The following is a 13,981-nucleotide window of genomic DNA, read 5'->3' as shown; positions in this document are numbered from 1 at the left end:
GAGAGGAAGTGCGGTTATTGTTTAAATCGTTCCGGGAAATCCATTTCACTGTAGCGAACGAAGCGCGTTCCTTTCGTCAGTTTGTAGCCAAACCAGATGATCAGGAACAGCGGAATGCCGATATAGGTGGCCGTGACGGCGCCCCAGTCAATGGTGTCCGCAAGGAAGGCCTCATAGTTCTGGCCCAGGGTAATGATCAGGCACAGAACAAAGGCGAAGATCGGCCCCAGCGGGAAGAACCCTGACCGGTACGGCAGGTTATTCAGATCATGACCCTGCTTGACGTACCCGCGACGGAAACGGTAGTGGCTGATGGCAATGCCCAGCCAGGCAATGAAGCCCGTCATACCAGAGGTGTTAAGCAGCCACAGGTAGACCGTCTGGTTGCCGAACATGGAGGTCAGGAAACAGAGACCCGCAATCACCGTGGTCGCATACAGCGCGTTGCGTGGCACGCCACCGCGAGACAGTTTCGAGAAAATACGCGGCGCTTTACCGTCGCAGGCCAGGGTGTAGAGCATGCGGGTAGAGGCGTACATACCGGAGTTACCCGCAGACAGTACCGCCGTCAGGATCACCGCGTTCATCACCGCCGCCGCAGAGAGCAGACCCGCGTGCTGGAAGACCAGGGTGAACGGGCTGACGCTGATGTCTTTCACATCGTTACGCAGCAGGCTTGGGTCGGTATACGGAATGATCAGGCTGATAATCAGGATCGCGAACACATAGAACAGCAGGATACGCCAGAACACCTGACGCACCGCGCGCGGGATGGTCTTCTCCGGGTTTTCGGATTCACCGGCCGCAATGCCAATCAGTTCGGTGCCCTGGAAGGAGAAGCCGACAATCATCGCCACGCCAATCATCGCCGAGAAGCCCCCGGCAAACGGCGCATCGCCTATTGTCCAGTTACTCCAGCCCGCCGGTTCGGCCCCTTTGAAAATACCAACGATCATCGCCACACCGACGACGATAAAGATGATGACGGTTGCCACTTTAATCAAAGAGAACCAGTATTCCGCTTCGCCGAAACCGCGCACGGAGATGTAGTTCAGCAGGAAGATGACCGCCAGGAACAGGGCGCTCCAGATCCAGCCTGGCGTGTCCGGGAACCACCAGGTCATCACCAGCTGTGCGGCGACGAGGTCAACGGCGATGGTCACCGCCCAGTTGTACCAGTAGTTCCAGCCCAGCGCGAAGCCGAAGCCTTCCTCAACGTATTTTTGTCCGTAGGTCGAAAACGAACCAGACACCGGCATGTATGCCGCCAGTTCGCCCAGGCTGGTCATCAGGAAGTAGACCATCAGGCCAATCAGGATATAAGAGAATAATGCCCCACCCGGGCCGGCTGCCGAAATTGTTGCGCCAGAGGCAACGAAAAGACCCGTACCGATGGAGCCGCCAATGGCGATCATCGTCAGGTGACGCGCCTTAAGTGCGCGACGTAGCGCGGGCGCTTCTGTGGTTTTAGTTTCTGAAACCATGTGAAAATGCTGTCCATTCAATAAATGAGGCGCGATTGTAGCAGACGATCTGCGTTGCTTCCGGCAGAAATGCTCAGTTATAAGAGAGCTTCATGACTCGGCCAGGATTATAAGTAAAGCATAAAAATGTGGAGTGATAAGCGCACCTGGCCCCGGTAAGCGAAGCGCCACCGGGGAACGTTAAATGGCACAATAGCGCAGAAAACGCTGGAGCGAGCTGGAAAGGTGTTTCTGACGATGGTGGATGCACCACAGCGTGCGCACCAGCTTCGGCAGCGGAACGGGGATCTCAACCAGAGAGCCGGTTTCCAGCTGTTCGGCGATCACCCGTCGGGAAAGACAGCTAATGCCCAGGCCATGACGTACGGCATGCTTAATGGCCTCGGAGTTACCTAACTCCATCCCTAGCTGGAACTGCGGCAGATGGGACAGCAGTAGATAATCGACAATCTCACGCGTGCCGGAGCCCTGCTCTCGCAGGATCCACTGCGCCTGCGCCAGACGCTCCAGCGTAACCTCGCCCTGGAGTAAAGAAGAGGCCGGGGAAGCAAACACCACCAGCTCATCCTCAAGCCAGGGCTCCGCAATGATATCGACGTTGTGGCACGGCCCTTCGATAAGACCGATGTCCACGCGGAAATCAATCACCGCGTTAATCACGTCCTGGCTGTTGCCGACGCTCATCTCCAGCGGCAGGGTCGGAAAATCCCGGCGGTAGCGGGCGATCACTTCCGGCAGGATGTAGTTACCGATCGTGCTGCTGGCGTAGACGCGAATAGCGCCGTTGTCCTCGCGGAACAGCTGTTCGATCTCCGTTGCCTGCTCAAGCAAGGCCAGGGCACGCGGATACAGCAGGCGGCCATGTTCGTTCACCACCAGTCGCTTTCCTACCCTGTCGAAAAGCTGGACGCCCAGTTGCCCTTCAAGATCGGTCAAGGCCGCGCTAACGGCGGACTGCGAGAGCGCCAGCATTTGTGACGCCTGGGTTGTCGAGCCGCTTTTCAGCACCTCGGCAAATACTTCCAGCTGACGCAATGTAATGTGCATGGTTGCTTACCACTTATAAAGATTGATTATAAATATATAATCAATTTTATTTTTAAGCCAGAGCGCCGTAACCTTTAGCCAGACAAAGGAGAAGGTTATGTCAGAAATCACCTTACAACATCATCGTACAGTGTGGCACTTCGTGCCGGGTCTCGCGCTCAGCGCCGTGGTTACCGGCGTGGCCTTATGGGGTGGCAGTATACCAGCTGTTGCCGGCGCAGGGTTCAGCGCCCTGACGCTGGCCATTCTGCTCGGCATGGTGGTCGGGAACACCGTTTACCCGCACATCTGGAAATCCTGCGACGGCGGCGTGATTTTCGCCAAGCAGCATTTATTACGTCTCGGGATCATCCTTTATGGCTTCCGTCTCACCTTTTCGCAGATTGCGGATGTGGGTGTCAGCGGGATTGCCATCGACGTCCTGACCCTTTCGAGCACCTTTTTACTGGCGTGCTTTATCGGCCAGAAGATCTTTGGACTGGACAAACAGACCAGCTGGCTGATCGGTGCGGGTAGCAGCATCTGCGGCGCAGCGGCTGTACTGGCAACAGAGCCGGTAGTCAAAGCCGAAGCCAGTAAAGTCACGGTTGCCGTCGCGACGGTAGTTATCTTCGGTACGCTGGCGATCTTCCTGTATCCAGCCATGTATCCGCTGGTGGCGCACTGGTTTAGCCCGGAAACCTACGGCATTTATATCGGCTCAACCATGCACGAAGTGGCGCAGGTGGTGGCGGCAGGTCACGCCATTAACCCGGAAGCGGAAAACGCGGCGGTCATTGCCAAAATGCTGCGCGTGATGATGCTGGCCCCGTTCCTGATTTTCCTCGCGGCGCGGGTTAAACAGCTGACTCCTGCAGGCGGCAGCGAGAAAAGCAAAATCACCATTCCGTGGTTTGCGATCCTGTTCATCGTGGTCGCTATCTTCAACTCTTTCCACCTGCTGCCAAAAGCGATGGTGGATATGCTGGTCACGCTGGATACGGCCCTGCTGGCGATGGCAATGGCGGCGCTGGGCGTCACCACGCACGTCAGCGCGCTGAAAAAAGCCGGGGCGAAACCGCTGCTGATGGCGCTGGTGCTGTTCATCTGGCTGATTGTTGGCGGCGGTGCGATTAACCTTGCGGTACACAGCCTGTTGGCATAAACCATCTCGTCCTTCTCCTGTTAACCCGCTATCATAGGCATTTCGGGTTAACAGGAGTTTTTTTATGAAATATGTTGGAGCGCACGTCAGCGCTGCCGGTGGCCTTGCGAATGCCGCCATTCGCGCCGCCGAAATCGAGGCGACCGCTTTCGCCCTGTTCACCAAAAACCAGCGGCAGTGGCGCGCAGCTCCCCTCACCGCGGAAGTGATTGATGACTTCAAAGCCGCCTGCGAGAAATACCGCTATGGGCCTGGGCAGATCCTCCCGCACGACAGCTACCTGATTAACCTCGGCCACCCGGTTGCTGAGGCGCTGGAAAAATCCCGCGAAGCATTCCTGGATGAGGTTCAGCGCTGCGAACAGCTGGGGCTGACGCTGCTGAACTTCCATCCCGGTAGCCATCTGATGCAAATCGACGAAGACGCCTGTCTGGCGCGCATTGCCGAGTCCATCAACATGACGCTGGATAAAACCCAGGGCGTGACGGCGGTGATTGAGAATACCGCCGGTCAGGGCAGCAACCTCGGCTTTAAGTTTGAGCATCTGGCGGCGATCATCGACGGCGTGGAAGACAAATCCCGCGTGGGCGTGTGCATTGATACCTGCCACGCGTTTGCCGCCGGGTATGATCTGCGCACAACCGAGGCCACAAAAAATACCTTCGAGGAGTTCGAGCGTATTGTTGGCTTTAAGTATCTTCGCGGTATGCACTTAAACGATGCGAAAAGCGCGTTCGGCAGCCGCGTAGACCGTCACCACAGCCTGGGCGAAGGTAATATCGGCCACGATGCGTTCCGCTTTATCATGCAGGATCCCCGCTTCGACGGCATTCCAATGGTGCTGGAAACCATCAATCCGGATATCTGGGCAGAAGAGATTGCCTGGCTGAAGGCACAGCAGACCGCTGAACAGGCGGCATAAAAAAAGCCGGGCGCTTAACGCGACCCGGCTTTTTTGTAGGTCGGGTAAGGCGAAGCCGCCACCCGACACCTCTTTTAGGCTGCTTTTGCGACCACTTCCGCTTCCGGACGCTTCAGCACCGCGTAAGACAGACCTGCCACCAGCGTACCGGCAACAATCGCCAGCAGGTAGCCCAGCACCGGCGTGATGGCGCCAGGGATCAGCAGGACGAACAGACCGCCGTGCGGTGCCATCAGTTTCGCACCTACCGCCATGGAGATAGCTCCCGTTACCGCACCGCCGACGATACAGCATGGCAGAACACGCATTGGATCGCGCGCCGCAAACGGGATTGCGCCTTCGGTAATGAAGCACAGACCCAGCACCAGCGCCGCTTTGCCGCCTTCCTGCTGCGCTTTATCGAACTTACGACGGGCAATGATTGTCGCCAGGCCAAGCGCCAGCGGAGGCACCATACCTGCCGCCATGATCGCCGCCATAGGCGCGTAGGTCTGGGTACTCAGCAGGCCAACGCCGAACGCGTATGCCGCTTTGTTTACCGGACCGCCCATGTCGGTACACATCATACCGCCGAGGATTGCGCCCAACAGCACCGCGTTCGCCGTCCCCATGGTTTGCAGCCAGTGGGTCAGACCTTCCAGAATGCCCGCGACCGGCTTACCAATCAGGTAAATCATCGCCAGACCGACCACCAGGCTGGAAATCAGCGGGATGATCAGGATAGGTTTCAGCGCCTCCATACTCTGCGGCAGCTTCAGCTTAGAGCTGATGAGCTTCGCCACGTAACCGGCAAGGAAACCGGCAATAATACCGCCGATAAAGCCAGAACCAGTGCTCACGGCCAGCATACCGCCGATAAGACCCGGCGTCAGACCCGGACGGTCAGCGATGGAGAAGGCGATAAAGCCCGCCAGCACCGGCACCATCAGCGCAAACGCGGAGCCGCCACCAATCTGCATCAAGGCTGCCGCCAGCGTGCCCTGCTCTTTAAAGGCTTCGATACCAAAGGCAAAGGAGAGCGCAATACACAGGCCGCCCGCCACCACCATCGGCAGCATGTAGGAAACCCCGGTTAACAGGTGACGATAGGCACCCGCAGACTCTTTCTTACCTTCGCCAGGCGTTTTAGCCGCACCGGTCGCCTGATAAGGTTTGGCTTCCGCCAGCGCTTTATCAAACTCCTGCGCAGTTTTCTTCAGCGCCAGGCCGGTTGAGGTGCGGTACATCGGCTTACCGGCAAACTTCGCCAGATCCACTTCGATATCGGCCGCCACGATCACCAGATCGGCTTCGGCCACCTCTTCCGGTGTGATGGCATTACCCGCGCCAACAGAGCCGCGAGTTTCAACCTTCACCCACCAGCCGCGTTTTTTCGCTTCGGTTTCAATGGCTTCAGCCGCCATAAAGGTGTGAGCCACACCTGTCGGGCAAGCCGTTACCGCAACAATGCGTTTAGGCCCAGCGGTTGCGACCGGCGCGGCCTCAACGGGTGCGCTGTAAACCGTCGCATGACCTTTTGCTTCGCTCAGAAACAGTTCAGGGTGTGCCACCGCGCGGTTAATATCGCCCAGCCACACTTTTTTGCCGTTCAGGGCGCTGTCCGCGGGGATTTTGTCGCCCAGAACAATCGCCATTTCAGCATCACCCGGGTTATCAATGATATCCAGATGCGCTTTTTGTGCCGCCGCGCCCAGCAGGGTCTTCGCCATATAGGCACGAGCCTGTCCGAGACCGGAGTCAATGATCAGCAGCGTTTTCATTATTCCTCTCCTGCTGTTAGTTAAAAGGTTTTAAGTCAACGCGCGCCATCATCGCGGCTAACTGGGTACGATCGGTAATACCGACATTGCTCTGGCTCACGGCCAGGGCCGCAACGGCGGTAGCAAGGCGTAGGGTATGTTCACTGGATTCGCGCATCAGCAGACCGTAGATCAGGCCGCCAACCATCGAATCCCCGGCACCCACGGTGCTGACCACTTCCATAGAAGGCGGTTTGGCAATCCATTCCCCGGAGGCGTTAACCCACAGGGCACCTTCTGCACCCAGCGAAATCACCACATGAGCGATACCCTGCTCGCGCAGCGCATGGGCAGCGTCAATCACATCCTTTAATTCTGGCAGCTTACGGCCCGCCCAGATTTCCAGTTCACGGCGGTTAGGCTTAACCAGCCATGGCGAGGCTTTCAGACCGGCGACCAGCGCGTCGCGGCTGCTGTCAAAAATAATGCACGGGCACTGGCTGCGCAGGCGCGTCATCCAGTCGGTGAACGCTTCCGGGCTGACGCCGGACGGCAAGCTGCCGCTGACGCACACCATGTCAAACTGGCCCAGCCAGCTCAGGGAATCGGCAACGAAGCGCTCCCAGTCAGCCGGGGTCACTTCGAAGCCGGAGAAGTTCAGATCGGTCACTTCACCGTCTTTCTCGGTCAGCTTAACGTTAATACGGGTACGGCCCTGCACAACCTGAAAACGGTTGGCGATGCCCAGTTCACTGAACAACTGCTGAAAACCGTCCTGGTTGTCTTTGCCAAGGAAGCCGCCAACGGTGACGTCGATGCCGAGATCTTTCAGCACCTTCGCCACGTTAATCCCTTTCCCTGCGGCATGCAGGCCGGTGGTTCGCACCAGGTTAACTTCGCCACGCTCAATTTCCGGGCAGAAGCCCACCAGATCGTAAGCCGGGTTCAGCGTAATGGTCGCAACACGTCTGCTCATTATGCGCCCTCCCCCAGACCGGCCGCGATGGCGTCGCCAATCGCTTTTAGCGCCTGTTCAGCATCAGCACCCTGCGCGGTAAAACGCAGACGATGGCCTTTCTTCACACCCAGCGCGACAACTTTCATCAGGCTGCGCCCGTTGGCTGGTTTACCCGAACCGTCCAGATTGGTCACGGTGATCTCACTTTCAAATTGTTTAATGGTATTCACCAGCATGGTGCCCGGACGGGCATGCAGGCCGTGTTCGTTACGCACCACGTACTCCGCGCTCAGCAGGTTGTCCGTCAGCGCATCGTCGCTGGTCAGCAGGGCCAGCACCGTCGCCGCGTCTGCGTTCAGCAATTTTTCAGCTTTATTGTTCAGCAGCAGATCGCCAAGGCGCTTCAGGACGGATACCGGCTGATCGTCAGCCATGGCAACGGTTACCAGCATCGCGGCGCGTTCGCCGTCTGTCTCAAAGGCAACCGCAGCACGGCTGACCGCGATAGCACTGCGCAGGTTGCCTTCAGCACTGTCGTTCAGCCAGATGCCCTGACCCAGGTTTAAAGGCTTATCATTGATGGTGCGGGTCACAAAGGCGGTATCAGCCGCCCCCACCTCTTTCAGGCGAGCCGCGTTCAGCGCCTGGAGCGTCACCAGATCGGACGCAACGACGTCCAGCATCAGGGTTTCATTATCCAGCTTCAGCGCTTCGCTCTGTTTTTCGCCCATCAGCAGGGCACGCAGCTCTTCAGCAGTGGTGGCGGATTTAAGCTGTTCCGCGACGGCATCTTCGCTCAGCACGTGCGTCAGCTGACGCAGCAGGCCCAGATGTTCGTCACCGCTGGCCGCGATACCGATCGCCACGTAAGCCACCTGCCCCTCGCCCCAGAGCACGCCCTGCGGGAACTGGTAAACCTGCACGCCGGTTTTCAGCACCTGATCGCGGGTGTCCGTGGTGCCGTGCGGAATTGCAATACCGTTACCGAGGAAGGTGGAGGTCTGCTGTTCACGCGCCAGCATGCCGTTGACGTAGCCGTCCGCCACGTTGCCAGCCTGCACGAGCGCAGCGGCGACCTGGCGAATAGCCTCTTCTTTATTCCCGGCCTGTTCGCCCGGGTGGATATCCTGAACAGATAACTGGAACATGATTCTCCTCTCCTGCTGAAATTGAATCGTTTCAGCTTAACTGAGAAAATATGCGCTAACCTGCTTCTACAGGACATGCAAGATAGCGCTGAAACGTTTCAAAAAGTCTTGTCTTTTCTACAAAAGGTTGCAAGAAAAGTTACATTTCTTGTTGCAGAATTTAGAAGTGCAGCACATTTCTTCTTCAATAGGGAGGTTTTTGCTGATGTTCAGCAAACAGGTTCAGCACGCTTCAGCGAAACAGCGTTAAACTGAAATGCTATTTTGATTTATTGTGGCAATCTTGATTTTGCCCTCTGTTTATTTAATGACAGGCGGCGTAAACTCCGCCTCTCTCTGTTACTCGCAAAGACTGAACATGCATAACACCCCCGCTGCCGCCTCACCAAAGCCCTTTGATTTGACGTCAACGGCGTTTTTGATTGTTGCTTTCCTCACCGGTATTGCCGGTGCGTTACAAACGCCTACGCTGAGCCTGTTTTTGACCAACGAAGTCCACGCCCGCCCGGCGATGGTTGGCTTCTTCTTCACCGGGAGCGCCATCATTGGCATCCTGGTCAGCCAGTTTCTGGCCGGGCGTTCCGACAGAAAAGGCGATCGCAAAAGCCTGATTGTTTTTTGCTGTCTGCTGGGCGTTTTCGCCTGCGTGTTGTTTGCCTGGAACCGCAACTATTTCATTCTGCTGTTTGTTGGGGTGTTCCTGAGCAGCTTCGGCTCGACCGCCAACCCGCAGATGTTCGCCCTTGCCCGCGAGCATGCCGACCGCACCGGGCGGGAAGCGGTGATGTTCAGCTCGATACTGCGCGCGCAGGTGTCGCTTGCGTGGGTGATTGGCCCCCCGCTCGCCTACGCGCTGGCAATGGGTTTTGGCTTTACGGTAATGTACCTCAGCGCGGCGGTAGCCTTCGTGGTGTGTGGCGCAATGGTATGGTTCTTCCTGCCTTCCATGCGTAAAGAGCCGAAAGTGGCGACCGGTACGCTGGAAGCACCGCGGCGTAACCGGCGCGACGCACTACTGTTATTCATTATCTGTACGCTGATGTGGGGAACGAACAGCCTCTATATCATTAATATGCCGTTGTTTATTATTGATGAGCTGCATCTGCCGGAGAAGCTGGCCGGGATCATGATGGGAACCGCCGCGGGGCTTGAGATCCCCACCATGCTGATTGCGGGCTATTACGCGAAGCGCTTCGGCAAGCGCTTTTTGATGCGCATCGCCGCCGTTGCCGGGCTGCTGTTTTATATCGGTATGCTGACGGTTCATACGCCAGCGCTGCTTCTTGCTTTACAGCTGCTGAACGCCATTTATATCGGCATTCTGGCCGGTATCGGCATGCTCTACTTCCAGGATCTGATGCCGGGTCAGGCAGGCGCTGCCACCACCCTTTATACTAATACCACCCGCGTGGGCTGGATTATTGCAGGCTCACTGGCGGGCGTTGTGGCTGAAATCTGGAACTATCATACGGTGTTCTGGATTGCGCTGGTGATGTGCGTCCTGACGCTGAGCTGCCTGACGCGGATCAAAGACGTTTAAGGCGCGGTGAGCGCTTCCAGCTCAAGCAGGTAAGTGATGGCCTGCTGGCGCGTACTGCCGCACATTTCGGCGTCAGGCTGGAGCCCGGAGCACACCTTCGGGCGTAAAGGCGAGCCAAAGATCATGCACAGGTTAGATTCAGAGAGCTGAACGCAGCGGGTATTGGCAGGCTTGCCTTGTGGCATGCCTGGAATGGGGCTTGAGATGGACGGTGCGGTACAGCACGCGCCACAGTCGGAACGACAATCCATACATGCTCTCTATTGGTGGCAGATGCCCGCGCAGTCGGGCATTGCGCGCACAGTAACACCTTTTATGTATTGATAGCAAAACCCACGAATTCCGCTTGCCTGAATGGCCGCGCGCGAGTAATTTGGCGCGATATTTTTTACCTCCCGTAAACAGGATTACTGCAATGCCAAGAGCGAACGAAATTAAGAAAGGTATGGTACTGAATTACAATGGCAAACTGCTGATTGTAAAAGATATCGACATTCAGGCACCCAGCGCCCGTGGCGCAGCAACGCTGTATAAAATGCGTTTCTCCGATGTCCGTACCGGCCTGAAAGTGGAAGAACGTTTTAAAGGCGACGATATCGTGGATACCGTGACCCTGACCCGTCGCTACGTTGATTTCTCCTACATCGACGGCAACGAATACGTGTTCATGGATAAAGAAGATTACACCCCGTATATCTTCACCAAAGATCAGATCGAAGAAGAGCTGCTGTTTATTCCTGAAGGTGGAATGCCGGACATGCAGGTGCTGACCTGGGATGGCGTGCTGCTGGCGCTGGAGCTGCCGCAGACCGTTGATCTGGAAATCGTTGAAACGGCACCGGGCATCAAAGGCGCGTCTGCAAGCGCGCGTAACAAACCGGCTACCCTGACTACCGGTCTGGTCGTACAGGTGCCAGAATACCTGTCAGCGGGCGAGAAAATCCGTATCCATATCGAAGAAAAACGCTATATGGGTCGCGCTGACTGATTGTGGCGTTTGCCGGGTGGCGGCTGCGCCTTACCCGGCCTACAAAAACACAAAAACCGGCCTCAGAGCCGGTTTTTCGTAGGCCCGGTAAGCGTAGCGCCACCGGGCAATCAGGCTTACAGAAGCTCTGGATACTTCGTCATTTTCAGCGCCAGCTCGATACCGCGCACTTCCGCCATCCCTTTCAGACGGCCAATCGCCGAATACCCTGGATTCGTTTTCTTGCGCAGATCGTCCAGCATCTGATGCCCGTGATCCGGACGGAACGGGATAGGACGTACATCCCCCGCCTGCTTACGACGTACTTCTTCAGAGAGAATGGCATCCACCACCGCAACCATGTTCACGTCGCCGCCAAGGTGGGCTGCTTCATGGAAGGTTTTTGGATTCTCTTCACGGCAGGTTGCACGCAGGTGAGTGAAATGAATGCGATCCCCAAAGGTTTCGATCATCCGCACCAGATCGTTATCCGCACGCACGCCGTAAGAGCCCGTACACATGGTAAAGCCGTTGTAGATGCTGTCCACCGTCTCTTTTAGCCACTGCATATCCTCAATGGTCGACACGATACGCGGCAGGCCGAGGATTGGGCGCGGAGGATCGTCCGGATGGACCGCCAGCCGCACGCCGACTTCTTCTGCCACCGGCACAATAGCGCGCAGGAAGTGCGCCATGTTTTCACGCAGCTGGTTTTTATCGATATCGCCATATTCCGCCAGGCGCGCGCGGAACTGATCGAGGGTATAGCCCTCTTCCGCCCCCGGCAGGCCCGCGATTATATTGCGAACCAGCTTCTCAATGTCCGCTTCACTGGCGGCATTGAACCACGCCAGCGCCTGCTGCTGCTCTTCGGCGGTGTAGTCTGCTTCCGCCCCCGGACGCTTCAGAATGTGCAGCTCGAAAGCCGCAAAAGCGATTTGATCGAAACGCAGCGCCTTCGAACCATCGGCCATTTCATATTCCAGGTCGGTACGCGTCCAGTCCAGAATTGGCATAAAGTTATAGCAGACGGTATCAATACCGCAGGCCGCCAGGTTACGAATGCTCTGCTGATAATTCGCAATCCAGGTTTCACACTCACCGGAGTGGGTTTTGATATCTTCGTGAACCGGAATACTTTCCACGACAGACCAGGTTAGACCCTTCTCTGCCAGCTGTGCCTGACGCTTTAGGATTTCCTCCACCGGCCACACCTGACCGTTCGGAATATGATGCAGCGCCGTGACCACACCCGTTGCGCCAGCCTGACGCACATCATCAAGAGAAACCGGATCGTTCGGCCCGTACCAACGCCAGGTTTGTTCCATTGCCCCACCCTCTCAAGTTGTTATACCAATATGGATTACCTCAATGACGACTACCATACATGTTTAATCGAAGTGGTCAACACAGCGCGCGACATTGATTGATCAAACTCACATAACCGGGATATTTACGGCTTACCAATTTAATTTGTTGTCATATAACTTTACACTGGCATTGTTAATTAATGGTTAATCAGGTGTGTACTACATGAAGACTATTGCCTCCACCGCGCTTCCTGCTCATGTCCAGCAGCCCCGCTACGATCGCGAGCAGTTACGCTCCCGCATCGTCCATTTCGGCTTTGGCGCGTTCCACCGGGCGCATCAGGCGTTGTTAACAAACCGGGTGCTGAACGCCAAAGGAGGCGACTGGGGTATTTGTGAGATTAGCCTCTTTAGCGGCGATGTTCTCATGCGCCAGCTCCGCGCGCAGGATCATCTGTTTACCGTGCTGGAGAAAGGTGCCGAAGGCAATCAGCCCATTATTATCGGTGCGGTAAAAGAGTGCCTGAACGCAAAACTCGACTCGCTGGCAGCCATTATTGAGAAGTTCTGCGAACCGCAGGTGGCCATTGTCTCCCTCACCATTACCGAAAAAGGCTACTGCATCGATCCGGCGACGGGGAAACTGGATATGCACAACAGCCGCATTCTGCACGATCTTGAGCATCCGTCTGAGCCGCATTCCGCGCCGGGTATTCTGGTCGAAGCGCTTCATCGCCGCCGCGAGCGCAGCCTGCCAGCGTTTACCGTGCTCTCCTGCGACAATATTCCCGACAACGGCCACGTGGTGAAAAATGCCGTTCTCGGCATGGCCGGAAAGCGATCCGCAGAGCTGGCCGGATGGATCGAGGCGCACGTGAGCTTCCCTGGCACCATGGTCGACCGAATCGTGCCCGCCGCCACTGACGCCTCACTCGCGGAAATCACCCAGGAACTTGGCGTTGAAGATCCCTGCGCCATCAGCTGTGAACCGTTCATTCAGTGGGTAGTGGAAGATAACTTTGTCGCCGGGCGTCCGGAATGGGAGGTTGCAGGCGTACAGATGGTTGAGGATGTCCTGCCCTGGGAGCAGATGAAGCTGCGGATGCTGAACGGCAGCCACTCCTTCCTGGCGTATCTGGGCTACCTTGCCGGCTACGCGCACATAAATGAATGTATGCAGGACGACAGCTTCCGCGAGGCTGCCCGCAGGCTGATGCTGAATGAGCAGGCCCCTACGCTGCGCATCACCAACGTCGATCTGACAGCCTATGCTGACAGCCTGCTTGACCGCTTCGCCAACCCGGCGCTACAGCACCGCACCTGGCAAATCGCTATGGACGGCAGTCAGAAGCTGCCTCAGCGCATGCTGGATGGGATCCGCATGCATCTTGAGCGTAACACCGCCTGGCCATTACTGGCGCTGGGCGTCGCAGGCTGGATGCGCTACGTCAGCGGGACGGACGACCAGGGCAACGCCATTGACGTGCGCGATCCGCTGAGCGACAAGTTTCAGGCCATTGTCGCTACCAGCAGTGACGCAGAACGCGTTAGCGCCCTGCTGAGGCTAAAAGAAATCTTTGGCGACGACCTGCCGCAAAACCCTGTCTTTGTCGAGGCAATCACCGGCGCGTACCAGCGCCTCGTCCGGCTCGGCGCGCGTCAGGCCGTTATCGAAACGTTAAAAATTTAGCGATTATTGCGTTTAAGGCGAACGGTTTTACG

The 13,981-nt window shown here is 56.8% G+C and carries 13 protein-coding genes; 6 read left to right on the top strand and 7 right to left on the bottom strand.

The features are described 5' to 3' along the window. Positions 1-14: 14 nt before the first annotated feature. Together IM282_RS09545 and yieE are read right to left on the bottom strand one after the other, a co-directional pair. A complete protein-coding gene (locus tag IM282_RS09545) occupies positions 15-1,484 on the bottom strand; it encodes an amino acid permease (RefSeq protein WP_022648700.1) in 1,470 nt (489 codons plus the stop codon). Between the two features lie 180 nt (positions 1,485-1,664). Beyond that, positions 1,665-2,531 carry a DNA-binding transcriptional regulator YeiE gene (yieE, locus tag IM282_RS09540; RefSeq protein ID WP_017383387.1) on the bottom strand — a complete coding sequence of 289 codons (867 nt, stop codon included), beginning with the start codon at positions 2,529-2,531 and terminating at the stop codon, positions 1,665-1,667. A 97-nt stretch (positions 2,532-2,628) separates the two neighbouring features. Here yieE and IM282_RS09535 point away from each other — a divergent pair, with 97 nt between their 5' ends. Next, positions 2,629-3,675 (top strand): YeiH family protein, encoded by a 1,047-nt coding sequence (locus tag IM282_RS09535; protein ID WP_192970353.1) that lies wholly within the window; start codon positions 2,629-2,631, stop codon positions 3,673-3,675. Positions 3,676-3,739: 64 nt separating this feature from the next. Continuing rightward, a complete protein-coding gene (gene nfo / locus IM282_RS09530; RefSeq protein WP_023300589.1) occupies positions 3,740-4,597 on the top strand; it encodes a deoxyribonuclease IV in 858 nt (285 codons plus the stop codon). A gap of 74 nt (positions 4,598-4,671) precedes the next feature. On the opposite strand, the gene fruA is transcribed toward nfo, so the two are convergent. The 3 genes from fruA to fruB are packed head-to-tail and all read right to left on the bottom strand — an operon-like array spanning position 4,672 to position 8,442. Beyond that, positions 4,672-6,357, bottom strand: a complete 1,686-nt coding sequence (fruA, locus tag IM282_RS09525; RefSeq protein ID WP_022648704.1) for a PTS fructose transporter subunit IIBC — start codon at positions 6,355-6,357, stop codon at positions 4,672-4,674. A gap of 16 nt (positions 6,358-6,373) precedes the next feature. Then, positions 6,374-7,312: a 1-phosphofructokinase gene (gene fruK / locus IM282_RS09520; RefSeq protein ID WP_006811313.1), complete on the bottom strand. Its 939-nt coding sequence runs from the start codon at positions 7,310-7,312 to the stop codon at positions 6,374-6,376. Next, positions 7,312-8,442 carry a fused PTS fructose transporter subunit IIA/HPr protein gene (gene fruB, locus IM282_RS09515; RefSeq protein ID WP_192970352.1) on the bottom strand — a complete coding sequence of 377 codons (1,131 nt, stop codon included), beginning with the start codon at positions 8,440-8,442 and terminating at the stop codon, positions 7,312-7,314. The genes fruK and fruB overlap by 1 nt, the downstream gene beginning before the upstream one ends. 75 nt (positions 8,443-8,517) lie before the next feature. Between fruB and IM282_RS09510 the strand changes: the two genes are divergently transcribed. Together IM282_RS09510 and setB are read left to right on the top strand one after the other, a co-directional pair. Then, positions 8,518-8,697 carry a hypothetical protein gene (locus tag IM282_RS09510; protein ID WP_192970351.1) on the top strand — a complete coding sequence of 60 codons (180 nt, stop codon included), beginning with the start codon at positions 8,518-8,520 and terminating at the stop codon, positions 8,695-8,697. 103 nt (positions 8,698-8,800) lie between these two features. Further along, a complete protein-coding gene (gene setB, locus IM282_RS09505; protein ID WP_038416423.1) occupies positions 8,801-9,982 on the top strand; it encodes a sugar efflux transporter SetB in 1,182 nt (393 codons plus the stop codon). Here setB and IM282_RS09500 read toward each other — a convergent pair. Then, positions 9,979-10,233, bottom strand: a complete 255-nt coding sequence (locus tag IM282_RS09500; protein WP_048966258.1) for a YkgJ family cysteine cluster protein — start codon at positions 10,231-10,233, stop codon at positions 9,979-9,981. The genes setB and IM282_RS09500 overlap by 4 nt on opposite strands. 164 nt (positions 10,234-10,397) lie before the next feature. Here IM282_RS09500 and yeiP point away from each other — a divergent pair, with 164 nt between their 5' ends. Further along, a complete protein-coding gene (yeiP, locus tag IM282_RS09495; RefSeq protein WP_003859355.1) occupies positions 10,398-10,970 on the top strand; it encodes an elongation factor P-like protein YeiP in 573 nt (190 codons plus the stop codon). Positions 10,971-11,086: 116 nt separating this feature from the next. Here the strand turns inward: yeiP and uxuA are convergent, their stop codons facing one another. Further along, positions 11,087-12,277, bottom strand: a complete 1,191-nt coding sequence (gene uxuA, locus IM282_RS09490; protein ID WP_192970350.1) for a mannonate dehydratase — start codon at positions 12,275-12,277, stop codon at positions 11,087-11,089. A 205-nt stretch (positions 12,278-12,482) separates the two neighbouring features. Between uxuA and IM282_RS09485 the strand changes: the two genes are divergently transcribed. Continuing rightward, on the top strand, positions 12,483-13,949 hold the full coding sequence (locus IM282_RS09485; RefSeq protein WP_163347143.1) for a mannitol dehydrogenase family protein: 1,467 nt from the start codon (positions 12,483-12,485) through the stop codon (positions 13,947-13,949). Positions 13,950-13,981: the final 32 nt, after the last annotated feature.

The organism is Enterobacter cloacae complex sp. P29RS, from assembly GCF_014893445.1.
Classification (GTDB): domain Bacteria; phylum Pseudomonadota; class Gammaproteobacteria; order Enterobacterales; family Enterobacteriaceae; genus Enterobacter; species Enterobacter intestinihominis.
This window is presented reverse-complemented; position numbering and strand designations above follow the sequence as displayed.